This window comes from Novosphingobium guangzhouense (assembly GCF_002896965.1).
In the GTDB taxonomy this organism is placed as follows: Bacteria; Pseudomonadota; Alphaproteobacteria; order Sphingomonadales; family Sphingomonadaceae; genus Novosphingobium; species Novosphingobium guangzhouense.
In genome coordinates this window covers 249,799-273,564 of the sequence record NZ_LYMM01000029.1, presented here as the reverse complement: position 1 = coordinate 273,564, position 23,766 = coordinate 249,799, and the positions used below count along the sequence as shown (strand labels likewise).

At 64.1% G+C, this 23,766-nt stretch carries 28 protein-coding genes and 1 tRNA gene; 17 read left to right on the top strand and 12 right to left on the bottom strand.

The annotated features are described in order from the left end of the window. Positions 1-16 precede the first annotated feature (16 nt). From rsmA to A8V01_RS10525, 4 genes are all read right to left on the bottom strand, one after another. Positions 17-841 (bottom strand): 16S rRNA (adenine(1518)-N(6)/adenine(1519)-N(6))-dimethyltransferase RsmA, encoded by an 825-nt coding sequence (gene rsmA, locus A8V01_RS10540; protein ID WP_103095830.1) that lies wholly within the window; start codon positions 839-841, stop codon positions 17-19. Next, complete coding sequence (gene pdxA, locus A8V01_RS10535) at positions 838-1,848, bottom strand: 4-hydroxythreonine-4-phosphate dehydrogenase PdxA (protein ID WP_103095779.1); 1,011 nt, start codon at positions 1,846-1,848, stop codon at positions 838-840. Before pdxA ends, rsmA begins: the two co-directional genes overlap by 4 nt. A gap of 7 nt (positions 1,849-1,855) precedes the next feature. Next, positions 1,856-3,202 carry a peptidylprolyl isomerase gene (locus A8V01_RS10530; protein WP_103095829.1) on the bottom strand — a complete coding sequence of 449 codons (1,347 nt, stop codon included), beginning with the start codon at positions 3,200-3,202 and terminating at the stop codon, positions 1,856-1,858. A gap of 217 nt (positions 3,203-3,419) precedes the next feature. After that, on the bottom strand, positions 3,420-5,747 hold the full coding sequence (locus A8V01_RS10525; protein ID WP_103095778.1) for an LPS-assembly protein LptD: 2,328 nt from the start codon (positions 5,745-5,747) through the stop codon (positions 3,420-3,422). A gap of 95 nt (positions 5,748-5,842) precedes the next feature. Here A8V01_RS10525 and A8V01_RS10520 point away from each other — a divergent pair, with 95 nt between their 5' ends. The 4 genes from A8V01_RS10520 (at position 5,843) to A8V01_RS10505 (ending at position 8,877) form a co-directional block, all read left to right on the top strand. Continuing rightward, positions 5,843-7,306: a leucyl aminopeptidase gene (locus A8V01_RS10520; RefSeq protein ID WP_103095777.1), complete on the top strand. Its 1,464-nt coding sequence runs from the start codon at positions 5,843-5,845 to the stop codon at positions 7,304-7,306. A 22-nt stretch (positions 7,307-7,328) separates the two neighbouring features. Continuing rightward, positions 7,329-7,772 carry a DNA polymerase III subunit chi gene (locus A8V01_RS10515; protein WP_103095776.1) on the top strand — a complete coding sequence of 148 codons (444 nt, stop codon included), beginning with the start codon at positions 7,329-7,331 and terminating at the stop codon, positions 7,770-7,772. Between the two features lie 91 nt (positions 7,773-7,863). Then, on the top strand, positions 7,864-8,286 hold the full coding sequence (gene ndk / locus A8V01_RS10510) for a nucleoside-diphosphate kinase (RefSeq protein WP_036524317.1): 423 nt from the start codon (positions 7,864-7,866) through the stop codon (positions 8,284-8,286). A 345-nt stretch (positions 8,287-8,631) separates the two neighbouring features. Further along, positions 8,632-8,877, top strand: coding sequence for a hypothetical protein (locus A8V01_RS10505; RefSeq protein ID WP_103095775.1), 246 nt, complete (start codon positions 8,632-8,634; stop codon positions 8,875-8,877). A gap of 4 nt (positions 8,878-8,881) precedes the next feature. On the opposite strand, the gene purN is transcribed toward A8V01_RS10505, so the two are convergent. Together purN and purM are read right to left on the bottom strand one after the other, a co-directional pair. After that, positions 8,882-9,832 (bottom strand): phosphoribosylglycinamide formyltransferase, encoded by a 951-nt coding sequence (gene purN, locus A8V01_RS10500; protein ID WP_103095774.1) that lies wholly within the window; start codon positions 9,830-9,832, stop codon positions 8,882-8,884. Continuing rightward, on the bottom strand, positions 9,825-10,928 hold the full coding sequence (gene purM / locus A8V01_RS10495; RefSeq protein ID WP_103095773.1) for a phosphoribosylformylglycinamidine cyclo-ligase: 1,104 nt from the start codon (positions 10,926-10,928) through the stop codon (positions 9,825-9,827). The genes purN and purM overlap by 8 nt, the downstream gene beginning before the upstream one ends. A gap of 69 nt (positions 10,929-10,997) precedes the next feature. Between purM and A8V01_RS10490 the strand changes: the two genes are divergently transcribed. The 4 genes from A8V01_RS10490 (at position 10,998) to A8V01_RS10475 (ending at position 14,091) form a co-directional block, all read left to right on the top strand. After that, positions 10,998-12,272: a hypothetical protein gene (locus A8V01_RS10490; protein ID WP_103095772.1), complete on the top strand. Its 1,275-nt coding sequence runs from the start codon at positions 10,998-11,000 to the stop codon at positions 12,270-12,272. A 10-nt stretch (positions 12,273-12,282) separates the two neighbouring features. Next, entirely contained in the window at positions 12,283-12,909 is a 627-nt protein-coding gene (locus tag A8V01_RS10485; protein WP_103095771.1) for a P-loop NTPase family protein, read from the top strand. A 67-nt stretch (positions 12,910-12,976) separates the two neighbouring features. Continuing rightward, positions 12,977-13,672 (top strand): serine O-acetyltransferase EpsC, encoded by a 696-nt coding sequence (epsC, locus tag A8V01_RS10480; RefSeq protein ID WP_103095770.1) that lies wholly within the window; start codon positions 12,977-12,979, stop codon positions 13,670-13,672. A gap of 20 nt (positions 13,673-13,692) precedes the next feature. Continuing rightward, positions 13,693-14,091 carry a DUF2794 domain-containing protein gene (locus tag A8V01_RS10475; RefSeq protein ID WP_103095769.1) on the top strand — a complete coding sequence of 133 codons (399 nt, stop codon included), beginning with the start codon at positions 13,693-13,695 and terminating at the stop codon, positions 14,089-14,091. A gap of 248 nt (positions 14,092-14,339) precedes the next feature. Here A8V01_RS10475 and A8V01_RS28145 read toward each other — a convergent pair whose 3' ends face one another. Next, on the bottom strand, positions 14,340-14,567 hold the full coding sequence (locus A8V01_RS28145; protein WP_146037234.1) for a hypothetical protein: 228 nt from the start codon (positions 14,565-14,567) through the stop codon (positions 14,340-14,342). 102 nt (positions 14,568-14,669) lie between these two features. After that, positions 14,670-15,587, bottom strand: a complete 918-nt coding sequence (locus A8V01_RS10470) for an SDR family NAD(P)-dependent oxidoreductase (RefSeq protein WP_103095768.1) — start codon at positions 15,585-15,587, stop codon at positions 14,670-14,672. A gap of 135 nt (positions 15,588-15,722) precedes the next feature. Here A8V01_RS10470 and purS point away from each other — a divergent pair, with 135 nt between their 5' ends. Then, complete coding sequence (gene purS / locus A8V01_RS10465) at positions 15,723-15,959, top strand: phosphoribosylformylglycinamidine synthase subunit PurS (protein ID WP_103095828.1); 237 nt, start codon at positions 15,723-15,725, stop codon at positions 15,957-15,959. Beyond that, positions 15,959-16,636 (top strand): phosphoribosylformylglycinamidine synthase subunit PurQ, encoded by a 678-nt coding sequence (gene purQ / locus A8V01_RS10460; protein WP_103095767.1) that lies wholly within the window; start codon positions 15,959-15,961, stop codon positions 16,634-16,636. The genes purS and purQ overlap by 1 nt, the downstream gene beginning before the upstream one ends. A 70-nt stretch (positions 16,637-16,706) precedes the next feature. On the opposite strand, the gene A8V01_RS10455 is transcribed toward purQ, so the two are convergent. From A8V01_RS10455 to A8V01_RS10440, 4 genes are all read right to left on the bottom strand, one after another. Further along, positions 16,707-17,789, bottom strand: coding sequence for an ABC transporter substrate-binding protein (locus A8V01_RS10455; RefSeq protein ID WP_103095766.1), 1,083 nt, complete (start codon positions 17,787-17,789; stop codon positions 16,707-16,709). A 90-nt stretch (positions 17,790-17,879) separates the two neighbouring features. Further along, the gene (locus A8V01_RS10450) at positions 17,880-18,404 is read right to left on the bottom strand and encodes a nuclear transport factor 2 family protein (RefSeq protein WP_103095765.1); all 525 of its coding nucleotides are present in this window, start codon (positions 18,402-18,404) and stop codon (positions 17,880-17,882) included. A 14-nt stretch (positions 18,405-18,418) separates the two neighbouring features. Continuing rightward, a complete protein-coding gene (locus A8V01_RS10445; protein WP_103095764.1) occupies positions 18,419-19,231 on the bottom strand; it encodes an SDR family NAD(P)-dependent oxidoreductase in 813 nt (270 codons plus the stop codon). A 68-nt stretch (positions 19,232-19,299) separates the two neighbouring features. Further along, complete coding sequence (locus A8V01_RS10440; RefSeq protein ID WP_103095763.1) at positions 19,300-19,677, bottom strand: hypothetical protein; 378 nt, start codon at positions 19,675-19,677, stop codon at positions 19,300-19,302. A 129-nt stretch (positions 19,678-19,806) separates the two neighbouring features. Between A8V01_RS10440 and efp the strand changes: the two genes are divergently transcribed. The 7 genes from efp (at position 19,807) to A8V01_RS10405 (ending at position 23,411) form a co-directional block, all read left to right on the top strand. Further along, positions 19,807-20,370, top strand: a complete 564-nt coding sequence (efp, locus tag A8V01_RS10435; protein ID WP_103095827.1) for an elongation factor P — start codon at positions 19,807-19,809, stop codon at positions 20,368-20,370. Then, on the top strand, positions 20,370-20,795 hold the full coding sequence (locus A8V01_RS10430; protein ID WP_103095762.1) for a hypothetical protein: 426 nt from the start codon (positions 20,370-20,372) through the stop codon (positions 20,793-20,795). Before efp ends, A8V01_RS10430 begins: the two co-directional genes overlap by 1 nt. A gap of 78 nt (positions 20,796-20,873) precedes the next feature. Further along, on the top strand, positions 20,874-21,695 hold the full coding sequence (locus A8V01_RS10425; protein ID WP_103095761.1) for an inositol monophosphatase family protein: 822 nt from the start codon (positions 20,874-20,876) through the stop codon (positions 21,693-21,695). Positions 21,696-21,799: 104 nt separating this feature from the next. Beyond that, complete coding sequence (locus A8V01_RS10420) at positions 21,800-22,123, top strand: hypothetical protein (RefSeq protein ID WP_103095760.1); 324 nt, start codon at positions 21,800-21,802, stop codon at positions 22,121-22,123. A gap of 51 nt (positions 22,124-22,174) precedes the next feature. Then, positions 22,175-22,258: transfer RNA gene (locus A8V01_RS10415), tRNA-Leu, on the top strand. A gap of 96 nt (positions 22,259-22,354) precedes the next feature. After that, positions 22,355-22,987 (top strand): hypothetical protein, encoded by a 633-nt coding sequence (locus A8V01_RS10410; RefSeq protein WP_103095759.1) that lies wholly within the window; start codon positions 22,355-22,357, stop codon positions 22,985-22,987. Between the two features lie 19 nt (positions 22,988-23,006). Next, positions 23,007-23,411 (top strand): HNH endonuclease, encoded by a 405-nt coding sequence (locus tag A8V01_RS10405; protein WP_103095758.1) that lies wholly within the window; start codon positions 23,007-23,009, stop codon positions 23,409-23,411. Positions 23,412-23,766 lie beyond the last annotated feature (355 nt).

Genomic DNA, 23,766 nt, shown 5'->3' with positions numbered 1-23,766 from the left:
GAGGCGCAGCGGGCGGTCAGCCCTTCGTCAGCGCCTTGGCCACGCTCACGAACTCTGCGACCGTCAGCGTTTCCGCACGGCGCTGGGGATCGATGCCAAGGCCGTCCAACGCATCCAGCGCGCCGGACACGCCCTTGAGGCTTTGGCGCAGCATCTTGCGGCGTTGGCCGAAAGCACCTTCGGTCACGCGTTCCAACACACGCATCGACACGCCCTCGGGCGCATCTGCGGGTGTCACGTGGACGATGGCGGACATTACCTTGGGCGGCGGCGTGAAGGCGCTGCGGTGGACCTTCATCGCGAGCTTTGCCTTCGAGCGCGACTGCGCCAGCACCGCAAGGCGCCCATAAGCGGAAGTATCCGGTTCGGCTACGATGCGGCGGGCGACTTCCTCCTGGAACATCAGCGTCAGCGAAGCCCACTGCGGCGGCCACGCCTCTCCGGAGAGCCAGCCGGTGAACAGCGCGGTGCCGACGTTGTAGGGAAGATTGGAAAGGATGTGATATTCGCCGGCAAACAGCGTGCGGGGATCAACCTTGAGCGCGTCGCCCTCGATCACCTTGAGCTTGCCGGGAAACGCCTCTGCCAGTTCGGCAAGGGCGGGAAGGCAGCGGCGGTCCATCTCGATGGCGGTGACGTTGGCGCCTGCCCGCAGCAGGGCGCGGGTCAGGCCGCCGGGGCCGGGGCCGACTTCCAGCACATCCTTGCCGTCCAGCGATCCGGGAATCGCGGCGATGCGATCGAGCAATTGCTCATCGAAAAGGAAGTTCTGGCCCAGCGACTTGGAGGCCGAAAGGCCGTGACGGGCGATGACTTCGCGTAAGGGAGGAAGGGTGGTCATGCGGCTTTCTGTACGGTCCTGCGCGCGGCGCATTCGCCGGCCATGCGGATCGCGGCGATCATGGCGCCGGGGCTGGCGACGCCCTTGCCGGCGATGGGGAATGCGGTGCCGTGATCGGGCGAAGTGCGCACGATCGGCAGGCCGAGCGTGACGTTGACGCCCTGATCGAAATCCAGCGTCTTGATCGGGATCAGAGCCTGATCGTGATACATGCACAGCGCCACATCATACCCATCGCGCGCATGGGCGGCGAAGAGGGCATCGGCGGGGTGTGGGCCGGTGACGGCAAGCCCTTCGGCTTGCAGCGTGGCGAGGGCAGGGACGATCACGTCGCGATCCTCGGTGCCCATGCGCCCGTCCTCACCCGCATGGGGATTGAGGCCGGTAACGGCGATGCGCGGCGATGGCAGGCCGAAATCGCGAGCCAGCGCGCGGGCGACGATGCGGGCCTTGCTCTCGATAAGGTCGCGCGTGACGAGGGCGGGGACCGCCGACAACGCTTCGTGGACTGTCAGTGGCACGGTGCGAAGGCTCGGTCCGGCCAGCATCATCACGGCTGCTTCGTGCGGCAGGCTGCAAGCGTCGGCAAGGAATTCGGTCTGGCCTGGCTGGGTGAAGCCGACTTCTGCGAGCTTCGACTTGGCGATGGGGCCGGTGACGACCGCCCCCGCTTCACCTGACAGCGCGAGCGCAGTGGCAGAGGTCAGCGAGTGGAGCGCAAGCGTTGCGCCTTCGATGGTTGGTTCGCCGAATGTGGGCGTGCAGTCCTCTCCGCCCAGTAGGGGGAGCGCAGAGCCGAACACGTCCGCTGCTTCGCCCGGCGTGAAGATCGATACGATCGGCAGGTCGATACCGCGCGAATTCGCTGCTGCGCGCAGCACTTGCGCACCGCCTACCACGAAGAACGGCGCGAGGTGTTCTTCCTCGCGCCGCAGCCAGCTTTCGGCGATCACCTCTGGGGCGATCCCGGCGGGATCGCCCAACGATACAGCGAGCGGTGCCGCCATGTCCCGATCAGTTGTATTCGATGACGGCGTCACGGCGAAGATCGCGCAGGTAGGTCTGCGCGCGCTTGTTGACGCGGTCGTCTTCAAGCTGGGCCTGAAGCTGTTCGAAGCTCGGGCCGCTTTCGGTCTGCGGATCGTCGCGGCCGCAGAGCATGAGGATACGCACGCCGTCTTCCAGCGAGCCGAACGGCGGAAGCGTCTCGCCGGGCGAAAGCTGCAGGATCGAGTTCTGGATCTGCGCCGGAAGATCGCGCGCCTTGACCTGGTCGTTGGTCACGACGGATGCGCCTACGCTCTTTGCGATGCCGTCGACGTCGCCGCAGCCCTTGGCCGCCTTCATGGCGTTCTGGAACGCTTCGGCGCGCTTGCCAGCCTCTGCCTCGCTTACACCCTTGGGGAAGGGGAGTGAGATCTGCTTGAGCGCCAGCACCGCATCGCGCGGATCGGCGGTAAGAACCTGCCGCTTGTCGATCAGGTAGAGGATGTCGAAGCCGCCGGGCACTTCGATCGGGCCGACGAGCTGGCCGGATTCCATCTCACGTGCGACGGCCTGCAGTTCGGTGGGAAGCTGCGCGAGACGCACCCAGCCAAGGTCGCCGCCGACCGACGCCGTGCTTGCCTGCGAATACTGGCGCGCATAGGCGACGAAGCTGCCGCCCTGCTTGAGCTGCTGCACGATCTGCGTGGCGTTCTGGTACACCTGTTCGCGCGCTTCGGGCGACGCGGCGAGGTAGATTTCGCCGAGGCGGTACTCGTCCGTGCCCTTGGCGGCCTTGAGGCGCGCCAGCACGTCGTTCACTTCATCGTCGGAGACGTTGATGAACGGCTGCACATTGCGCTGAAGCAGGCGCTGCCAGGAAAGTTCGCCGCGAATCTGGCGCTTGAGCGAATCCGGCGAGGAACCGACACGCTTGAGGTAGGCATCCATGGCCGAGGTGTTCTGGCCGAAGTTCTGCTGCGCAACGCGCGCGTAGGACTGGTTGACCTCCGCATCGTCGACGGCGACGTCGGCGGCCTTGGCTTCCTGGATCTGCAGCGTTTCATCGATCAGGTTGCGCAGGATCTGCAGGCGCAGGCGCTTGATTTCCTCTTCGTCGATCTTGCCCTGATTGGCCGCGACCAGCAGCGCAAGGCGCTGGTCGACGTCGGTTCCCGTGATCACGTCGCCGTTCACGACCGCAGTGGCGCGGCGCATGTTGGGGTTGTCGTTGCCGAAAATCTTCACGTCGTCAGGGATCGAAATCTCACCTTGCGGCGCGGATTGGGCCTGAACGGTCAGAGCGGTCGAGAGTGCGGCGAGGCCGCCGACGCAGAGGAAGGCGCGCTTGAGGAACTTGCGGTTAACTGCTTGCACCGTGGTATCAATCCCGTTTTCGACCGGCCCGTGGGGCGGTACATCATCGGCGGAAACCCTCATATCCGAGGATTTGCCGCCGTATTGTTAAGTCACACCTGCCGCGAGGCGGCTTAACCGAAAATGAGCACACCCGATAGCGGCTTTGCCGGGATGTGCCAATCTTTGCTCGAATGCGTCAGGATGCTCCTTTTCAGGACGCTCCCTCCATGATGGTTCAGATTCCGCCGCCAAGGTTCTTCAGCGAGAACCCCAGCTGGAAGGAGTCGCCCCGCTTCACATCGCCCAGCGCCACATAGTCGCGCCGCCAGGTGAGGGAGATCTGAATACAGTCATCCTCGTAGGCCGCGCCGAAGCGGGTGCGCAGCGGCTGGAAGCCGTTCGAACCGTATTCCGGGTTGTCCTTGCGGCTGGTCATGTTGACGACGGCCGAGCCGAACATCGACCAGTAGCGGGCAAAGGCGATGCGCCCGGCCGCGCGCAGTTCCTCACGATCCTGCAAATCCTCGATATCGTTGACGATATTCCGGTTGAGGCGCGTGTAGCCAAGTTCGAGATAGCTGTGCGTATTGCCGATCACAGCGTCGAATTCGTTGCGGCGAACGGCCATCGTGTCCTTGTCCAGCCGGAAGCGGTGGATGAAGTTCAGGAAGTCGCGATAACGAATTTCGGTGCGGCCGACGATGTCCGAAGTCTTGCTGGACAGGCCGGTGCCGTCGGGCAGGACGTTGTTCTGGCTGCTCAGCCGTACCGACTGGCCGACGGTTGTCTTGATGCGCCAGCGGGGCCGTTCGAACTGCCAGTCGAAGCCATACGTGAAGCGCACGCCGTCCTCTATCCGGTCGTAGCCGGGGAAGCGGTTGAGCGCGAAGAGGTTGCCCGTGTCGAGATCGACTGCGCGCGAATCCTCGTTGGGAATGGACAGGTTCCTGACGTGGGGCGACGCGACCAGCTGGACGCGCGGGGTCAACACTTGTGTACCGCCGAAAGCCTGCCCGACCAGCGGCCACTTCACGTCTACGGCTGCCGTCGCGATGCCGCGTTCCTGCCATCCGGCAAGACCGCGATAGAGGTCTTCGGTCGTCAGCGCGTTGTCCGACGAGTGATAGACGTCCCCGCGCACAAGGCCGGTGAGCGTGATTTCCTGCCCCATGTTCGTCAGCTGGCGCAAGGACCACTGTGCGCTGGCGAAAGCGCGCTGGGTATCCTGCCCGTCACTGCGGCTGATGTTGAGCGAGTTGGCCTGCAGTTCGAACTTGCCGCCCAGCAGCGGGTCGTCGATGCGGCGGCGGTAATCGATCATCGGCAGGGCGACCGGGATCAGCCCCTGCTTGCGGCTGGCTACCAGCGTTTGCGTGGCATAGCCGGCGATGGTGAAGTAGCTGTCCTGATCGATCCGCTCCACTTCGACCATCGAACGCAGGCGGTCGTCGCGGTTGTTGTCGTAGCGGCGCAGGAAAGTGCGGTCGGTCGCGCGGCGGATAGACGCGGTCACGCTCCAGTTTTCGTCCAGCTGGAAGCGGCCGTTGGCGAAGATGTAACCGCGGAACGAACGATCGCCGCTGGTCACTTCTTCGCCGCTGCCGCTGTAGATCGGGATACGGCTGCTGGCGGTGGCCAGTCCGGTGATCTGGTAAGCGCCCTTGTCGGTCAGCGCGCGATACTGGATGGAAGCCATCGGCGCGGCCTCGGTGAAGACCGAGAGCGTTCCGGTAAGGTCGCGGTTCTCGGCGATCTTCCAGTAGTAGGACTGCGCGACCTCGATGCCGTTCGACGGGCTCGATTTCAGGTCGGGCAGCAGGAATCCGGAGACGGCGCCGCCGTCCGTGCTGATCGTCAGGCCCAGCAGCGGCAGTTGCACCGCGCTGAACAGTTCGATCCGCGCATCCTTGAAGCGGACGCGCTTCTGAGCGTCCGAATAGATGACCTGCTTGGCAACGATGCGCCAGCTTGGCCGCTTGGGGCAGCCGTCGTCGTCCGTGACGTCGCAGCCGGTGTAGGCCGCCTTGTTGAGAATGACGTCGCCGTTCGCGATCCGCTGGCCGTCAGCGGCGGCAAGGCGGCCGCCTTCACGCATGACGAGAAGCAGGTTCTCCATCATGCCGGTCTTCAGTTCGTCGGTCAGTTCAAGCTGTTCGGTGTAAAGCTGGTTGCCGTCCTGGTCGACCATGCGCACGTTGCCGTTCGCAAGGATCTTGCCGCTCTGGCGGTTCCAGGTAACGGTGTCGGCGCGGACCGACTGGACCTGTCCCTTGTCATCACGCCTGCGCAGCACGACGTTGCCGGTGGCCGTGACCAGTTCGCTATTCTGTTCGTACTGAACCTCGTCGGCCTCGAACGCGACAGGTTCGGTTTCTCCGGTAGAGGCAGGCGGAGCAGCCGGAGCGCCACTGATCGGGCCGGTTTCGACCGGTCGGGCCACGTCCTGAGCAAGGGCGAAATGAGGCGTGCAGAGCGCCGCCATGCCGATGGCGAGCGTGTGCAGCGAAAGCGGACGCAAGCGGCGGAACGGGGCTTGCAGCGGGGTCTGCACGGCAGGGAGCATGGGTTGCCTATCGCACCGGCTGCTCCTAACTGCAATCCAGTCATGCGGTGAAGCGCACAAGATCGGCGTTTCATCGGGGAAATCCAGGAGAATCCATGAAGATCCAGTTTCTTGGCGCGGCGGAAGAGTCGAATTCCGGCGTTATCGCGCGTCTCGTCAACCAGGACGCCGTGCCCGCCAATCTCGAAGCGGTGCTGGCCGAAGGCGCGAAGCGCGCGCGTTTCACCGGCAAGGCGGGGCAGGTCTTCGAAGGTTTCGTCGAGCGCGGCGGCAAGGTGGTGCGCGTGGCTCTGGCCGGCATCGGTGAACCCGGCGCAGCGGACCGCAAGGGCGCGATCGAACGTGCAGGCGCGGCCGTTGTGGCCAAGTACCTGACCAGTGGCGAGACGTCGCTGACGCTCGACGTGACGGGCGCGGGCCTGTCTACAGAAGAAGCGGCGAGTGTGCTGACCGGCGCGGTGCTGCGTTCGTGGCGCCACGATGTCTACCGCACCAAGCTGGCTGCCGATGCGAAGCCCAGCCTTGTCGAAATCGCGCTTGCCGGCGCGCCGGAAGGCACCGAGGCGGTGTGGGAGATCGAACAGGCGATCGCGCAGGGCGTTTCGTTCACCCGCGAACTCGTCACCGAGCCTGCGAACGTGATCTACCCCGAAAGCTTCGTGGAACGCTGCAAGGCCCGCATGGAAGGTTCCGGCCTGACCATCCGCGTGCTGGACGACAAGGAGATGGCGGCGCTCGGCATGGGGTCGCTGCTTGGCGTCGCGCAGGGTTCGGTGAAGCCGGCCCGCCTGCTCGTCATGGAATGGCTCGGCGGGGCTGAGGGTGAAAAGCCCGTCGCCTTCGTGGGCAAGGGAGTCTGCTTCGATACCGGCGGCATCTCGATCAAGCCTGCCGCTGGCATGGAAGACATGAAGTGGGACATGGGCGGTGCCGGCGCGGTTGCCGGAACCATGCTCGCGCTCGCGCTGCGCAAGGCGAAGGCCAATATCATCGGCGTGTGCGGCCTTGTGGAGAACATGCCCGACGGTAATGCCCAGCGTCCGGGTGACGTGGTCACCTCCATGTCGGGCCAGACGATCGAGGTCATCAACACCGATGCCGAAGGCCGCCTTGTCCTGTGCGATGCGTTGACCTGGGTGCAGCGCGAATATTCGCCCGCCAAGATCGTCGACCTTGCCACGCTGACCGGCGCGATCATCCTCAGCCTGGCGCATGAATATGCGGGCCTGTTCTCTAACAATGACGGTCTGGCCGCAGAGCTGAACGCAGCCGGCAACGCTTCGGGCGACCGCCTGTGGCGCATGCCGATGGGCCCGGTCTACGACAAGATGATCGACAGCCCGATCGCAGATATCAAGAACGTCGGCCCGCGTTTCGGCGGTTCGATCACGGCGGCGCAGTTCCTCCTGCGCTTCATCGAGAACGACACCCCCTGGGCGCATCTCGACATCGCGGGTACCGTGTGGACCGACAAGCCCGGCGCCACCTGGGACAAGGGCGCGACCGGCTTCGGCGTGCGCCTGCTCGACCGCTTCGTGCGCGACACCATCGAAGCCTGACGAAAACGGCGGGGCGCGGCTGATGCAGGTCATGTTCTATGAACTCAGCCGCGACCCGGCCCATGCCGTCGTGCCGCTGTTGGCGCGGCGGATCGTCGAGATGGATGGCCGGGTGCTGGTGGTTTCCGCCGACGACCAGCAGCGCGGCCGGATCTCCGCCGCGCTCTGGGCGCACCGGCCTGACGGTTTCCTTGCCAACGGCCAGATGGGCGAAGGGGATGAGGAGCGCCAGCCGATCCTTCTGTCCGATATTCCCGATCCGCTGAACGGTGCCCGCTTCCTCGTCATCGCCGATGGCGTCTGGTGCGAGGGCGAGGAACCGTTCGAACGCACGTTCTACCTTTTCGACGACGAGACACGGGTGCAGGCGCGTCAGGTCTGGCGCGACTTGCGCGGCCGGGAGGGCGTGAAAAAGGAATATTGGGCGCAGGAAGACGGGCGCTGGGCGAAGAAGGCGGAAGAATAGACCGTACCTATCCAAGCCCGCCTTGCGATTCACGACTTTCCCGGCTAGGGGCGCGCGCAACAATAACGCCCCTTATCCAAGGAACAGTCCCATGGCGGTTACCCGCACCTTTTCGATCATCAAGCCCGACGCCACTCGCCGCAACCTGACCGGCGCCGTGACCAAGATGCTTGAAGAAGCCGGCCTGCGCGTCGTCGCTTCCAAGCGCATCCAGATGAGCAAGGAACAGGCTGAGGGCTTCTACGCCGTTCACGCCGAGCGCCCGTTCTTCAACGACCTGGTTTCGTTCATGATTTCGGGCCCGGTCGTCGTGCAGGTGCTTGAAGGCGAAGACGCCGTGAAGCGCAACCGCGACATCATGGGCGCCACCAACCCCGAGAACGCCGACGCCGGCACCATCCGCAAGGAACTGGCCGAATCGATCGAAGCCAACTCGGTCCACGGTTCGGACTCGGAAGAGAACGCAGCGATCGAGATCGCCTACTTCTTCAAGCCGGAAGAGATCGTCGGCTGAAGCTGACGGTTAAATCTTGGTAATTCAGAAGGAGGTCGCCGGTTTCGGCGGCCTTTTTCTTTTGATGCGCTGTGCAATCGATGCTTACCTTACGTAAATTTACGTAAGCAGGGCCTATGATAAAGACGATCCTGATTCCGGCATCCCTGTCGTTCCTTGCGGCAGTCTTGATGTCGTATGTGGCACGACCCGATAGGGCACCGTCCGCAGGTCTGGCAGAGGCGCGCGCCGCAACCGCGCAGCGCTGACCGATGCAGGTATCGGTCCGGCGCTGTGGGCAGGCAGAGTTTCAGTTTGATCCATAAAGGCTCATTGCGTTACCCTTCACATCAGAGGAGAGTAACGATGCAAGGTATGGGTGATGCGGGCGAAACTTGCCCGTTCGAATTCAATTTCGACGAAAAGACCTTCAAGGTCGGCGATACCGTCAGCTATCGCGTCAACGGCAGCCTTGAAGGCTTCCCTTTCGCGGGTACTCTCGTGGAAGTGCATGACGATCATGTGCTGATCGCAGGAGATCCGCAGGATCCGGACAAGCGCTATCGCGGCACCCGCGAAAGCCGGCCCCAGGTCGATTACACCGAAATCTGAAGCGTCAGAACTGCCCGGCGGCGTCCATCAGGTCGGTCAGTCGCTTGGGTGCCACGGCGCGCCAGGATAGCCATAGCCAGTCGGCGATGGCTTCCCAGTCGTTGTCACCGCGATCCAGGTGGATGCCCAGCCAGCCGTCCCCGAAGTAGGCGGGGCGGAAGTAAAGGTCTTCGTCCTGTTCGATCAGCATCGCCTGTTCATCCGCGCCGCTGATCTTGACGAGCAGCGCGATGCGTCCGTCGCCATGGTGGTTTCCGCTGAAATAGGCGAACTTCTTGCCTTTCAGCACGCCGAAGCAGGCCATGCCGTGGCTGACCGTCTCTTCGACTTCGGGCAGGGCGAAAGCCCGTTCGCGTACTTGCTCCAGCAGCCATTCGGGCCGCGTTTCGCGAGTGACGAGGTCGGCCAGGCAGCGCGAATAGAGCTGGTGTTCGGCGATCAGCACGCGCGCGGCCAGAGTGTCCGCGGTGTCTCCGGGCAGGATCGCCACCGGGGTCTGGCCAAGGATGGGGCCGTCATCAAGCTCTGCGGTAACAAGGTGGACGGTGACGCCGCCGTGACTGTCGCCCGCCTCGATCGCACGATCGTGCGTGTGCAGGCCGGTGTACTTGGGCAGCAGGGAAGGGTGGATGTTGACCATCCGGCCTTCCCAGCCCGCCACGAATTCCGGCGTCAGGATGCGCATGTAGCCTGCCAGCGCCACCCATTGCGCGCCGCTGGCGCGAATCGCCGCGTCCATCGCCGTATCGTGTTCGGGACGCTTCATTCCCTTGTGGCTGAGCGCGAAGGTCTTCACGCCTTCGGCTTCGGCAAGGCGCAGGCCCTTGGCTTCAGGATCGTTGGCCGCGACCAGCACGATCTCGTAAGGGCAGTCGGCCGCACGGCTCGCATAGAGCAGGGCGGCCATGTTGGTGCCGCTGCCGGAGATCAGTACGGCGACTTTCGCTTTAGCCAAGGTGAATGGCTTCCCACTTTTCGCGGGCGGACCATGCCTCGGCCGAACCCTGCACGGTGCAGCCCTTTTCGCCCGGCTCGATCGCGCCGATCACGAAGACGGTCTCTCCGGCCGCTTCGAGGTCGGCCTTGAGCGAGGCTGCTTCGTCGGCCGCGACCGCCAGCACCATGCCGATGCCGCAGTTGAAGGTGCGTGCCATCTCGCCGGGCTCGATGTTGCCTTGTGCCTGCAGGAACGCCATCAGGCGCGGCTGGGGCCAGGCATCGGCGTCGATGCGGGCATGGAGGCCCTTGGGGAGCACGCGCGGGATGTTTTCCAGCAGGCCGCCGCCGGTGATGTGGGCCAGTGCATGAATGCGTCCGGCACGAATGAACGGCAGCAGGCTCTTCACGTAGATGCGCGTGGGCGCGATCAGCGCGTCGATCAGCAGCGTATCCTGATCGAACAACGAGGGACGGTCCAGCTTCCAGCCCTTGTCTTCGGCAAGGCGGCGGACCAGCGAATAGCCGTTCGAATGGACGCCGGAGGAGGCGAGGCCGAGCAGCACGTCGCCGCTGGCCACCTTGTCGCCGGTCAGCTGTTCGCCGCGTTCGACCGCGCCGACGCAGAAGCCTGCCAGATCATAGTCGCCCGCAGCGTACATGCCGGGCATTTCCGCAGTTTCCCCGCCGATAAGGGCGCAGCCGGAAATCTTGCAGCCTTCGGCGATGCCTGCGACGACGCGCTCCGCAACGCCGTTCTCAAGCTTGCCGGTTGCGAAATAGTCGAGGAAGAACAGCGGCTCCGCGCCCTGCACGATAAGGTCGTTCACGCACATGGCGACAAGGTCGATGCCGATATGGTCATGGCGATCATGGTCGATCGCCAGCTTGACCTTGGTGCCGACACCATCGTTAGCGGCGACCAGCAGCGGGTCCTTGTAGCCCGCCGCGCGCGGGTCGAAGAAGCCGCCGAAGCCTCCCAGTTCCGCATCGGCGCCCGGACGCGCGGTGGATTTCGCGAGCGGGGCGATGGCTTTGACCAGCGCGTTACCGGCCGCGATCGAGACGCCGGCCTGCTCGTAGCTATAGCTCTTCTGGGAGTTATCGTCGGACATGTGGGCGCGCCTAGCGCTTTGTGACTTGGATTTCCATCTTCGATTGGGCACAAGGCCACCGGTTTCGACATGGCAATCACGATTTCCCCAAAAAGCCTGCGGGTTAGCCGCAAGGGTTCCGGTTCAAAGGCCGTCCTGTGGTGGGGCGGCGCGGCCGCTCTGGTGGTGGCAACCATCACCGGCGTGCAGCTGCTGGCGCAGATCGAAGGCGATCGCGGTATCGCTCCGCTCGCCAATTCGCAGGACATCCAGGTCAACGGCATCACGGTCGACGTGACCGCGAAGACCGGCGCTCAGGCGCGGATCGACGGCTGGAAACTGGCGGAAAAGGAAGCCTGGAAGAAGCTGGGCGGCCCGGACATGCCGACAGAATCGATCGATGCCATGGTGACTTCCGTGGTCATTGGTCACGAACAGGTCGGCCCTAAGCGCTATATCGCGACGCTCGGCGTCATCTTCGACAAGGCCAAGGCGGGGCAGTTCGTCGGGGCAGGGGCGGGCACCGGTCCGCGCTCGGCACCGCTGCTGCTGATCCCGGTGCTCGATTCGGGCGGCGTCAGGCAAGTATTCGAAGTGCGCGGGCCGTGGCAGCGCGCCTGGGCGGAATTTCAGGCGGCCGCCAGTCCCGTCGATTACGTGCGGCCGACCGGGTCGGGCGGCGAATCGCTGATTCTCACCGCCGGGCAGACGTCGCGCCGCAGCCGCCTGTGGTGGCGCACGGTACTGGGCCAGTTTGACGCGTCCGACGTGGTGATGCCCGTCGCGCGGCTGGAACGGCAGTGGCCGGGCGGTCCGATCAAGGGCACGTTCACGGCCCGCTACGGACCGGACAACACGTTCCTTGGCAGTTTCACCATGGACGCCGCCAGCGAGCAGGATCTGCCGCGTATGCTCGAGCAGGCGGTGACCCGAATCGACGGCCTCTACCGCGATGCGCTGGCGACAGGACAACTGCGCCCTGATCCCTCCATCAATGCGGGTGGCGAAGCGCTGGACCGCGCCTTTGCCGAACTGCGCGAAAAGCTCATGCCCAAGGGCGGCGAGGCGCCGGTCGTCGTGCCCACGCCGACGCCAGTGATTCGCACCGAGGATGTCACGGGCGCGCCGGCGGAGATCGTTACGGTGCAGTTCGTAACGCCCGATGCAATGGCCGTGGACGGCGCGCTGGCTGCGGTGCGCGGCGTGCCCGGCGTGCAGGGGGCGGCGACCGTCAGCCTTGCCATCGGCGGCACATCCGTCATGCGGGTCACCGTATCGGGCGGGGGTGATCGGCTGGCCGGTGCCCTGCGCGCGCAGGGGTGGAAGGTTTCCGGCGGGGGCACCTCGCTCAGGATCAGCCGCTAGGTTCCTTGCCATGCGACAGATCGCCCTCCCGCTGTCCGCCGCGAGCGACAGTCCGCCGCGCATTGTCGTGGGCGAAGCCAACGCGCCCGCGATCGATGCCCTGATGGAGCCGGGGCAATGGCCCTTCCGCACTGCGATTCTGTCTGGTCCGCCGCGATCGGGCAAGTCGCTGCTGGCGCGCTGGTTCGTCGAATCAGGCGCGGGCGATGCAGTCGACGATGCGCAGGCCATGCCTGAGGACGAGCTTTTCCACCGCTGGAACCGCGCGCAGGAAAGCGGCCGCCCGCTGCTGATCGTGGCCGACAAGCCTTTCGCGCCGGGCGTGGGCGAAAGCAACGCGGAGCGCTGGCGGGTGCGCCTGCCCGACTTGTCTTCCCGCCTTGGCGCCGCTCTGGACCTTGCGATCGGCGAGCCTGACGATGCGATGCTGATCGCGCTGATCGAAGTCCACGCCGAGATGCGCGGGCTCGCGCTTGATCATTCGGCAACGCAATACCTTGCAGGGCGTTGTACCCGTAGCCATGTGGGCGTCGAACGTCTGGTCGCCGCGATCGACCGGCTCAGTCTGGAGCGCAAGACGGCCCCCACCATGGCCATCTGGCGCGATGCGCTGGAAGAGACTAAAGGCGGCGGCTGAACAAACATGTGAGGGCGGGTTTGCGATGAAAGTTGCAAAGCCGAACGATTGATGGGAATTTCCGGCAATGCTGGGTAATATCATCCGCTATCTGGACTCTGTGGTCGCACGCGATCCTGCGCCGCGTTCGCGCTGGGAAGTGCTGCTTTATCCGGGCGTATGGGCGCTGTTCTGGCACCGTATCGCGCATGCCCTGTTCGAAGCCGACCTGTTCTTCCTCGCTCGCGTGGTGAACCACCTTGCGCGCTTCCTGACCGCGATCGACATTCATCCGGGTGCAAAGATCGGCCGCAACTTCTTCATCGACCACGGCTTTACCGTGATCGGCGAGACGGCGGTGATCGGCGACAACGTGACGATCTATCAGTGCGTGACGCTGGGCGGATCGAACCCCACCAACGGCGTGGGCGGCAAACGCCATCCGACCCTGCTGGACAACGTGATCGTCGGTTCGGGGGCGCAAATCATCGGCCCCGTTACCATCGGCAAGCGCGCCCGCATCGGCGCCAGCGCGGTCGTGACAGAGGACGTGCCCGAAGGCGCGACCATGATCGGCCTCAAGGCCCGGTCCACGCTGGTCAAGGCAGAGACCTGGGCCAAGGAATTCATGCCCTACGGCACCCCTTGCAAGGAACCGTGCGAACCCACCGGCGGCACCCAGCGGGTGGAGGATCTGGAACAGCAAGTCGCCCAGCTGCGCGCCCAGGTTGAAGAACTGATGGCAGACCGCCAGCACGCCGCCCGCGAAAACGAGCGCTGGTGACTGTGTTGGTGAGCGGCTGAATGGCGGCAGGCGGATTTACCTCTGGCAGCGTCGTCCCGTTTCCCGGCGGCCATAACGGGCCGGGGCAGGGGCAGGGCCAAGGGCAGGGACAGCCGGCGCAAGTCGGGTTTGACCGGCTTGAACTTCAGCGCATCCTCGATCTCTATGGCCGCATGGTCGCCGCCGGGCTGTGGCGCGACTATGCGATGGACTTCGCGCGCGAAGCAGCCAGTTTCAGCGCCTTTCGCCGCGCTGCCGAACGCCCGCAGGCCCGGATCGAAAAGCGTCCTTCGCTGCGCGGCAAACAGGGCATGTGGACCCTGTTCGGCGAAGTGGGCCAGGTCCTGAAGCGCGGCCATGACCTGTCGAATGTGCTGAGCCCGCTGGAGCGCAAGCTGCTGAAGGTGGTAGAGGACTGACTGGGTTCGACAAGGTCCGACCAAGCGGCGTTGGAAGGTTTGAAGTCGTGAGCGTGCCTTCTGTTTCACCCCATTGTCACCCTGAACTTGTTTCAGGGTCCATCCGGCGGTTGGTGCCGGAGCGTTGTGCCGCAAACCGCGCCGTCGGTTCGCTGATCATGGAACCGGGCTGTCGGCTTGATGGACCCTGAAACAAGTTCAGGGTGACGGCGGATTTGGGTGGGAAGCGGACATAGCGCCTATTCGGATCAAAACGGTGGATGTTCACCTCGCCGCCACGCGGCTGCCCTCCGCAAGCAATAAGGCCATACCGCCAGAGGCGACAGAGTGATCAAGCCAAACACCGCAAGCCCGATTAGATTTTTGCCCATGTCTTCAAAGCCGAAGAAGCCGATAGTGAACAAGACGATGAAGCCAACCACAATTGTGTAAGCGCATGCAGCGGTTATCAAGATAGTGGAAACAAACTTGTTCACTGCTTCTCTCCGTGCCAGCCCAACTTTTTTAATAGGCCGAGGTTCAGGTCCGCAAGGGGGCGTGAACAGAAAGTCCGCAACGGGGCGCAGCCGTCGTGCCAGTCAGCCCTGCGTCTTCATCAGCATCGACAGCGCGTGATGCGCCTGGTCCATACCGGTTTCGAACGGGTGGTCGCCCGACCTGTCCATGATACGCGGCCATGCGGCGGCGATGTCTTCGGCGCTGCGGGTGCCTTCGGGTAGCAGGACGCCGTCGTTCATGGTGATCCATGCCCCCTGGAACACGCCGCCACCGGCCGCGAGGATGGCGTCGGTGGGCGCATCGGGTGAAACGAGGAACATTGCGGCGGGGACCACGTTGCCGGGTTCGAACGCCCTGTAGGCTTCTTCGGGGAAGATATCGGCGGTCATGCGCGTGCCGGCGGTGGGGACGATGGTGTTGACGCGGATGCCGTACTTCGCGCCCTCAAGCCGCAGGGTCCGGGCAAGGCCAAGCACGCCCGCCTTGGCCGCGCCGTAATTCGCCTGCCCGAAATTGCCGCCGAGCCCGGTCGACGAACTGGTCATCAGCACGCGGCCGTAGTTCTGTTCGCGCATGGTTTCCCACACCGCCTTGGTGGCGAAGGCGCTGCCAAGCAGGTGGACGCGCACGACCAGTTCGAAATCGGCCGGGTCCATCCGGGCGAAAGTGCGGTCGCGCAGGATGCCTGCATTGTTGATGAGGATGTGGATGCCGTCCCATGCTTGCCTGACGCGGGCGGCCATCGCCTCCATCTGCGCATAGTCCGAAACGTCGCCGCCGTCGGCCATGGCTTCGCCGCCGATCGCGCGGATTTCCTCCACCACGCTGAGCGCGGCGTCGGATCTGCCCGAACCGTCCCGCGCGGCGCCCAGATCGTTGACCATGACTTTGGCGCCGCGCCGCGCCAGTTCCAGCGCATAGGCACGGCCAAGCCCGGTGCCCGCGCCGGTGACGATGGCGACCTGATCGGTGAAGGAAATGGAACCTGCGCTGCTCATCGCCCGGTGATGGCAGTTCGCAAGGCTCTCTACAACGGCGCGTTCGCGTCGTGCGTTCAACCTTGCCCCGGCGGCAATGAAGGGTCATAGGCGCACGCAACGAATCTGCCCGCTCTCATGCGAAAGGCCCGCCAGATGAAAGTCCGCGTCCACGTCAGCCTCAAGCCCGGTGTCCTCGATCCGCAGGGTCGTGCGATCCACCATTCGCTGGAGGGCCTCGGCTTCTCTGGCGTCAACGATGTGCGCGCAGGCCGCCTGTTCGAGCTGGACGTTGCCGAAAGCACCACCGACGAAGCGCTTGACGACATGTGCCGCAAGCTGCTCGCCAACATGGTGATCGAGAACTATCGCATCGAGAAGGTGGCCGCCTGATGGCCTTCAACTCCGCCGTCATCACCTTTCCGGGCTCGAACTGCGACCGCGACATGGCGGTGGCGCTGGAAAAGGTGTCGGGCACCGCGCCGCACCGCGTCTGGCACGGCGACAGCGATCTGCCCGCAGGGCTGGATTTCATCGCGGTTCCGGGCGGTTTTTCCTATGGCGACTATCTGCGTTGCGGCGCGATCGCATCGCGCTCGCCGATCATGCAGGCGGTGATCGCGGCGGCTGAAAAGGGCGTGCCGGTGCTCGGCGTGTGCAACGGCTTCCAGGTGCTGACCGAAAGCGGATTGCTTCCGGGCGCGCTGCTGCGCAATGCCGGGCTCAACTTCGTGTGCCGCGAAGTGGGTCTTGAAGTGGTCAACGCGCAGTCGCTGTTCACCTCGGCCTACGAAGCGGGCCAGGTCGTCCGCATCCCGGTGGCGCATCACGACGGCAATTACTTCGCCGACGAAGACACGCTGAACCGCCTTGAGGGCGAAGGCCGCGTGGCCTTCCGCTACGCCGAAGAGGTCAACGGATCGGCGCGTGCGATCGCGGGCGTGCTTAATGATGCGGGCAACGTGCTGGGCATGATGCCCCACCCCGAGCGCGCGATCGAGGCGACGCACGGCGGCACGGACGGGCGTGGCCTGTTCGAAAGCGCGATACGCGGACTGGTCGGCGCCTGAACGTGCCTTGAGGGTACGTTGAGTGCCCTCTGTGTGCCGTTGTGTACCTGTTGGGTGCGCTTACGGTGAGCTAGGCGGCGACTTCTCTGGTTTCGCCGTCAAGCCATTGACGCACAACAAGATATCGGCCGTGCAGGGCGCCTCTGTCATGTGCGCCGAAGCCAAGTAGGGTGCCTTCGTGCCCCTCTGCGGCGGGCAGCCATTTCACTTGCTCAAGCCCGCCCCGAACGCCTTCGCGCGTAAAATCCGAAGCGCGCGCCAGCCCTTCGGCGACCAGGCGACCGATGTCGTGCCCCTTGGCGACGGCCAGCGCCTGCCTGCGCGGGGCCTCCATACGGTCCATCACCGCCTTCAGGGTCGAGTTGGCGTCGGAATGCATGTCGATGTAGAGCCAGCCGTTGCAGGCATGGGCGAAATCGCCGTGATATCCGCGCAATCCTGCGGTGTTCATGATGCGCGGGCCGTCCCAGCCGGCACGGTCCAGGGCGCGTGAGACTGCCGGCGCGGAGAGCCCTAGGCCAAGGTAGACCACGCCGTCGGGAGCCGCTTTCAGCACCATCGCCGCGATATCATAGACATCGTCTGCCAGCGGCGAAATGCCCTCCTTGGTCGCGATTTCCATGCCGAGGACGCGGGCCTCGCCGTCCAGGTATTTGAGATGACGCGTTCCGATCGGCGACAGGTCGTAGATCACCGCAAGCCGCTTGCGGCCAAGGCTTGCCATCTGCCTGGCAATGACAAGCGATTCGTCTTCGTGGCTGCCCACCTGATGCTGGAACATCCACCGGCCGCGCGCTCGCTCGGCCCCGGCCCAGTTGATGGTGGGCATACGCAACTGTTCGGCAAGCGGCGTGGCGACCAGCGCATTGTCGCCGATCGCAGGGCCGACGATCAGGCTGACGCCGGATTCCGCCAGTTGCCGATAGGCATGCTCCACCGCCTCTGCCGTGCCGGACGGCAGGCCAAGAGCATAGGCGTGGATCAGTTCGACATCCGCATCAAAGCGGCCAGATTGCCGCAGGGCGTCGATTTCACGCTCAATCCAGCCGGTGATGTCGCCAGGGACGGGCCTGCTGCCCTCAGGGGCTGACGGATCTTCCCCGGTGAAATCAGCGATGTCGTTGAGAATGCCAATTTTCACGCTCGCAGCCATGGATGCCTCCGGCGAGGCGGATCGCCCCGGTCGGCCCTGACAATGAGCCAGCCAGGAAAAGGCTGCATGCCATGGTGCGGGAAATCGGCTTCAAGTGCGCGCGCCGCGCTGGAACAGGGACTGGCGGCATTCGGCGTAGCTTGGGTCACGCTCCGCCAGACCCAGCTGCCCCCCGCCGTCGAACGGGCGACGAATTTTCAGGTCATACGTGACGACGCGGCGGGAAAAGCGCCAGCGACCGTCCGCACAGCGCCGGTAATTGTCGATGTAGCGCACGGCCATGAAATCCTCTTCCTGCCCGCCTTCGCGGGTGGGGATGAGGTGGTAGGCAAGAGCATAGACTTCACCGCTTGCCACGTCTTCATCTACCGCGACGAGGTGATTGCATACGTGATGGCCCGAATACGGCATATGTGGAAAGGCGCGGGCGATGAAGGCGCAGTAGTCTTCGGCTGAACCATCGAAGCTGTCGCCATGAGTGTCGGTAGCGTCATCGGTGTAGAGGTCGCGCAGAAGCGCGATATCCTGCCGGTCGATCGCGCGGCAGTATAGCAGCACGAGTTCCCGGATCGCTTCCTTGTCGAGAAGGGTCTGCAGCGCGGTCTGGTCGATCATCTGTCCTCTCCGGCTCAAAGAAGGGCGCCGCCGTCGACGGGGTAGACCTGCCCGGTGATGAAGCTGGCCCGGCCCGAGGCGAGGAAGGTGACCATCGCGGCCATTTCCTCAGGCACCGCGAAAGGGCGACCGACGAACGTGCGGCGCTGGCGCAGGGCGCGGTCTGCCTCGTCGATGCTGGCGGTGCCCTTTGAGAACATGCCGGTGTCGGGGTTGAAGCGGCTGCCTGAACTGAGACTGGCGGGATCGCCCGGTATGGTGGCGTAGGGGGCGACGGCGTTGACGCGGATGCCGTGGGCGCCCAGTTCCTTGGCGAGAACGACGGTGAAGCTGTGCACGGCACCTTTTGCGGCGGAATAGACTGGCAGCATGTAGTCGCCCACAAGCGCAGCGGTAGAGCCGATATTGACGATCGCCCCGGCCTTGCGAGCGATCATCGCGGGCAGTACGGCATGGGTCATCCGCAGCACCGTACCGAAGTTGAGATCGATATCCGCCAGCCATTTCGCGGGATCGGAATCGACAAAGAGGCCCTGATCGACGTTGCCGCCCACGTTGTTCACCAGCACTGCGATCGGGCCGAGGGTATCGGCAGCTGCCAGCACTTTTGGCGGAGCGGCGGGGTCGAGCATGTCGGCCGCCACGAACACCGCATCGGGGGCGCCGCGTGCCCTGCAGTCGGCGACCAGCCTTGCGCCGGCGTCATGATCACGGCCGACAAGGACGGGAAGGGCTCCCTCTGCCGCAAGGTCAAGGGCAACGGCGCGGCCGATATTCGCGGTCGCCCCGGTGACGATGGCGACCTTGCCCTGCAATTGAAGATCCATCGTCCGCTCCCGGCTGTTTGCCGAAGGAGCTAGGGCGCGGTTACTTCAAGGGCAAACCGCCGGAGCGATCAGCGGCGTGAACTGCGCACGCAGCGCATTTCGCCGTCGCTGCCATCGGCTTCCACCTTGCGCAGATAGGTGTCCTTGATCCGGTGAAGTTTGAGGCCCTTGAGCTTGCCGCCGGTCATCGTGAGGTAGTCCCCGGTGAGCAGGTAGCTGCCCCGGATGCCGCCTGCCTTGTAGGCAGATGCATTGACGATGTGAAATTCGTACTCCGGCAGCGGCTTGCCGACGAGGCCGCCCGCATCTCCAGCCATTTCGCACGAATAAGTGCCGATCGGCAGGGTTGAGATCAGCCCGCCCTGCACCGGAGGCGGGGGAGGCTCTGCGCTGGCGCAGCCGGCGGCAAGCGCCAACAGCACGACGGGAAGGGAGGCACGCTTCATGGCATTGCGCTAGCATTGGCGCGAAGCAATTGCCATGCCTCGCCACCTCGTCTAAGGGCGCATCCTTTCGAGGGCTGCGCCGTGTGTGGCCCCACGATCAAGCTCTTTCCCATCCTGAAGGCCAAAACCATGAAGATCAGTGGCGTCGATATCCGTCCCGGCAACATTCTCGAATACGAAAAGGGCATCTGGAAGGTCGCCAAGACCCAGCATACCCAGCCGGGCAAGGGCGGCGCCTTCATGCAGGTCGAGATGAAAAACCTGATCGACGGCCGCAAGACCAACGTGCGTTTCCGCAGCGCCGACACTGTCGAGCGCGTGCGTCTCGACACCAAGGACTTCCAGTTCCTCTACGCCGAGGGCGACGATCTGGTCTTCATGGATATCGAGACTTACGAACAGATCACGCTTCCCGCCGACCTGCTGGGTGACGCTGCCGCGTTCCTGCAGGACGGGATGCAGGTTCTTCTCGAAATGTGGGAAGAACGCCCGATCTCGGTCCAGCTCCCCGAGCAGGTCGAGGCCACGATCGTCGAAGCCGACGCCGTGGTGAAGGGGCAGACCGCCTCGTCCAGCTACAAGCCCGCCGTTCTCGATAACGGCGTGCGCGTGATGGTGCCGCCGCACATCGAAAGCGGCACGCGCATCATCGTGGACGTCTACGAAAAGACTTACGTGAAGAAGGCAGATTGATGAACAAGCTCGCCCTGACCGTCGCGACCGCCGCTCTGGCGATCGCGGGAACTTCCTCTGTCGCTCATGCCGCTGCCGCCAAGGCTGCTGCGGCCAAGAGCGCGGCCAAGCCTGCCGCCGCAGCGCCTGCGGGCGGCGATTCGCAGGCGCAACACGCGATGCTCTACCTCAAGGTGCTCATCAGCGGGTTGCAGTCGGAAAAGGTGGAGGAACCGGTCAAGGGCGCACTTGTCGGCTGTCTGTACGACAATTCGCTCGGCAAGATCACCGAATCGATGGACAAGGTGATCGCCGAGAATCCGGGCAAGATCAGCCGCGACAATCCCAGCGAGATGCTGAGCGTCATGGCCCGTATCTGCGGCTACCAGCCCACTGCGTCTGCCGCCGGCGCAACCCCCGCCAAACCCGCGCCGCAAGGCCGGTAAGAAGCTGGCGGTCAGTCATTGACTGACCGCCGCCGACAACCAGGGGCTGACAGCGGCCCACAGGAGTGAAGTAACGTCATGGCCGCCATTTCCGGTCTCATCCGCGTCATCGAGAAGGCCGCCCGCAAGGCCGGCAATCGCCTGCGTCGCGATTTCGGTGAAATCGAACACCTGCAGGTCAGCCGCAAGGGGCCTGCGGACTTCGTGTCGAAGGCCGATCAGGCATCCGAGCGCACCATCTGGGACGAACTGCGCGCCGCGCGGCCGGACTGGGGCTATCTCTTCGAGGAAGCCGGCGAGATCGAGGGCGACCCGACCAAGCCGCGCTTCATCGTCGATCCGCTCGACGGGACGACCAACTTCCTTCACGGCATCCCGCACTTCGCGATCTCGATCGCGGTGCAGGAACCGCGTCTGGACGGGAAGGGCTGGGGTGAAGTTACCGCCGGCCTGATCTACAACCCTGTCACGGACGAAAGCTACTGGGCCGAAAAGTCGCGCGGTGCGTGGCTGCACGACCGTCGCCTTCGCGTCTCCTCGCGCCGCCACCTCGACGAAAGCCTGATCGCGACCGGCATTCCCTTTGCGGGCCATGGCGACGCTGGGCAGTGGACCAAGATCTACCACGGCCTTGCGCCGCAGGTGGCGGGCATCCGCCGCTTCGGCTCGGCTGCACTGGACCTCGCATGGGTGGCCTCGGGCCGTTACGAGGGCTTCTGGGAAGCCGATCTCAAGCCGTGGGACACGGCGGCGGGCTGTCTGCTCGTGCGTGAAGCCGGCGGTTTCGTTTCGGACTGGAAGGGCCGTTCGAATCCGATCTGTGACACCGAAATCCTTGCCGGCAACGACGTGCTCCACTCGCGCCTGCACAAGATCGTGGCGACTGCCCTGAAGGCATGAACTGATCCGCCCTGGCGCACGTCCTATCGTGCACCGGGGCGTTTCCCTGAACTGCAACGCAACCGTCGCGGAACTTTCCACGATAGGTGGTATTACGATGGGACATGGCACGGCATGTCTCTCATCGTTGCGCCCTGGCGCTGCTGGTCACGGCGGCACCGGCGCCGGTATTCGCGGAGCAACCCGCTCCGCTGGCGATGAACCCGCGCCCATTCGACCTGACGGCGGTGCCCACGACCAACGCTCGCAAGGCCTTGAGATCGCAGACGGTGGGTGAGGTCGAATTGCTCAAGCCCGAGAAAACTCGCCTCAAACTGACATATCAGACCGACGATGACGGCCCGAGTTTCGAAATCGGAACCATCGGATCGCGGAAGGGGGCGATGAAATCGCGTCTTGTCCACGTCGCGATGGACTGGATCTTCTGAAACAGGCTTGAACCCTGACGAAGCGCCGTCTAAGCGTCGCCTCGTTTCCGTGCCCCTGTGGCGGAATGGTAGACGCGAACGACTCAAAATCGTTTGTCGAAAGGCGTGCCCGTTCGAGTCGGGCCAGGGGCACCATGTCAACCCTAATGGGCTGATTTATTTGGGAATGGCAGATTTCAGGCGTTTCTGGCGGCTCCGGTTGTACATCCGGTAGTACAGAGGCGGCGTTCCGTGGACGTGATTGTGAAGTATCTGCGACCCAACCCGAAGACGGGTATCCTTGAGTTTCGCCGCACCTTTCCAGCCCGCTTGCTGCCTCACGTGCGAGATGATTCGGGGAAGAAAATTTCCGAGGTGAAACGGACCCTTGGTGTGCGCGTCTTCGATGCGGGGCGAGACGGCTCGACCTACCGTGAGTTGAACGAGTTGTTCGAGCGGCTGGCATGGAAGGCGGGCAAAGCGGCCACAGGCACATTCGATGCCATCACGAAACCGCTGATTGCCTACTTCGCCGAGAAGGTGCGCAGCGAAGGCCTAGAGCTAGATGAGGACGTCCGGTTTCTCCGTGAGACCATCGACGTAAAGACCCGGCGTGCCAAGGGCTTGCGTGAGGCTTGCGAGGCCGACCTCAAGGAATGTCGCCAGCTTCGGGCGCTGCCGGACATTGACGGAATGATTTCAAGCTGGAAGGGCGTCGCCCTTGAACTGACCCAAGCGCATGACCGCCCGAGGTCGCCTTGCAGTCCGCGAAGCGGAAGCGGCTCAAGAGGAAGACGAGTCCTGCGAGTTCCGGCCGGACGAAGACGACGACATGTTGCTCTACTGGATGGCGTCCCGCGGTCTCGTGCGGGGCTGATGCCCTAAGAAATTCTTAGGCGGGGCAGTGTCCAAAACGATCACCGGGGAGCGCCGCAGGGCGATTGTTGAGGCCCTCAAGGCCCGTGATGGCGGCGAGTGCTGGCTGTGCTGCCGCGTGATGCGGAAGGGCAAGGCGACGATAGAGCATCTGTTGGCCCGTTCCCTCGGCGGCACCTATGACCTTGAGAACCTCGTGCTCTGCTGTGGCGGCTGCAACCGGCAGCTGTCGAACCGCCCCGTCGCCGACAAGTGGAAGATGCGGCGTAAGATACATCACAAGGCCCAGGAGGAGCGGCTGGCCCAAGCGGCGCGGGATCGCCGCAAGTCGCTGGGGATCAGGCCAAAAGCCATCAGACTCAAGGCTGCCGACGATTCTTTGGCGTCAAGCAAAACTCGTTCTTGTGGGGCTCTGCCCGCTGAGGCAAAGTAAATGGGAACGGTGAGCGGCGCGATCATCCTTCTGGAAGGGATGAAAGGACTACCAGGCCTGTGCGCTCACCGTTCCCCCGCAGCATGAGTGTGTGCTCAACCACGGAATACCGCCATTCTATGCGGTGATTCGCGCTGTGAAAAGACGGCGGCCCCCAAATATAAAAAATTATGAAGGTTGACTCACGTGTGAGTGCCTAAATTTTGCAGCTTCGCTGTAATGTGTCGTAAAAACAATATGTTACGCCATGCAGCATTCCGAATCCTAGGATTCCTGCGGCTCTTCCCCTGTTTACATTGCGCTGCAGCACGTCGGCGCGGGCATTTACGGCCAACTTATCCACTTTTCTACATTC

Coding starts and splice junctions, on each gene's coding strand:
- rsmA (WP_103095830.1), bottom strand. CDS start 841: ATGACCACCCTTCCTCCCTTACGCGAAGTCATCGCCCGTCACGGCCTT.
- pdxA (WP_103095779.1), bottom strand. CDS start 1,848: ATGGCGGCACCGCTCGCTGTATCGTTGGGCGATCCCGCCGGGATCGCC.
- A8V01_RS10525 (WP_103095778.1), bottom strand. CDS start 5,747: ATGCTCCCTGCCGTGCAGACCCCGCTGCAAGCCCCGTTCCGCCGCTTG.
- A8V01_RS10520 (WP_103095777.1), top strand. CDS start 5,843: ATGAAGATCCAGTTTCTTGGCGCGGCGGAAGAGTCGAATTCCGGCGTT.
- A8V01_RS10515 (WP_103095776.1), top strand. CDS start 7,329: ATGCAGGTCATGTTCTATGAACTCAGCCGCGACCCGGCCCATGCCGTC.
- ndk (WP_036524317.1), top strand. CDS start 7,864: ATGGCGGTTACCCGCACCTTTTCGATCATCAAGCCCGACGCCACTCGC.
- A8V01_RS10505 (WP_103095775.1), top strand. CDS start 8,632: ATGCAAGGTATGGGTGATGCGGGCGAAACTTGCCCGTTCGAATTCAAT.
- purM (WP_103095773.1), bottom strand. CDS start 10,928: ATGTCCGACGATAACTCCCAGAAGAGCTATAGCTACGAGCAGGCCGGC.
- A8V01_RS10490 (WP_103095772.1), top strand. CDS start 10,998: ATGGCAATCACGATTTCCCCAAAAAGCCTGCGGGTTAGCCGCAAGGGT.
- A8V01_RS10485 (WP_103095771.1), top strand. CDS start 12,283: ATGCGACAGATCGCCCTCCCGCTGTCCGCCGCGAGCGACAGTCCGCCG.
- epsC (WP_103095770.1), top strand. CDS start 12,977: ATGCTGGGTAATATCATCCGCTATCTGGACTCTGTGGTCGCACGCGAT.
- A8V01_RS10475 (WP_103095769.1), top strand. CDS start 13,693: ATGGCGGCAGGCGGATTTACCTCTGGCAGCGTCGTCCCGTTTCCCGGC.
- A8V01_RS10470 (WP_103095768.1), bottom strand. CDS start 15,587: ATGAGCAGCGCAGGTTCCATTTCCTTCACCGATCAGGTCGCCATCGTC.
- purS (WP_103095828.1), top strand. CDS start 15,723: ATGAAAGTCCGCGTCCACGTCAGCCTCAAGCCCGGTGTCCTCGATCCG.
- purQ (WP_103095767.1), top strand. CDS start 15,959: ATGGCCTTCAACTCCGCCGTCATCACCTTTCCGGGCTCGAACTGCGAC.
- A8V01_RS10455 (WP_103095766.1), bottom strand. CDS start 17,789: ATGGCTGCGAGCGTGAAAATTGGCATTCTCAACGACATCGCTGATTTC.
- A8V01_RS10450 (WP_103095765.1), bottom strand. CDS start 18,404: ATGATCGACCAGACCGCGCTGCAGACCCTTCTCGACAAGGAAGCGATC.
- A8V01_RS10445 (WP_103095764.1), bottom strand. CDS start 19,231: ATGGATCTTCAATTGCAGGGCAAGGTCGCCATCGTCACCGGGGCGACC.
- A8V01_RS10440 (WP_103095763.1), bottom strand. CDS start 19,677: ATGAAGCGTGCCTCCCTTCCCGTCGTGCTGTTGGCGCTTGCCGCCGGC.
- efp (WP_103095827.1), top strand. CDS start 19,807: ATGAAGATCAGTGGCGTCGATATCCGTCCCGGCAACATTCTCGAATAC.
- A8V01_RS10430 (WP_103095762.1), top strand. CDS start 20,370: ATGAACAAGCTCGCCCTGACCGTCGCGACCGCCGCTCTGGCGATCGCG.
- A8V01_RS10425 (WP_103095761.1), top strand. CDS start 20,874: ATGGCCGCCATTTCCGGTCTCATCCGCGTCATCGAGAAGGCCGCCCGC.
- A8V01_RS10420 (WP_103095760.1), top strand. CDS start 21,800: ATGGCACGGCATGTCTCTCATCGTTGCGCCCTGGCGCTGCTGGTCACG.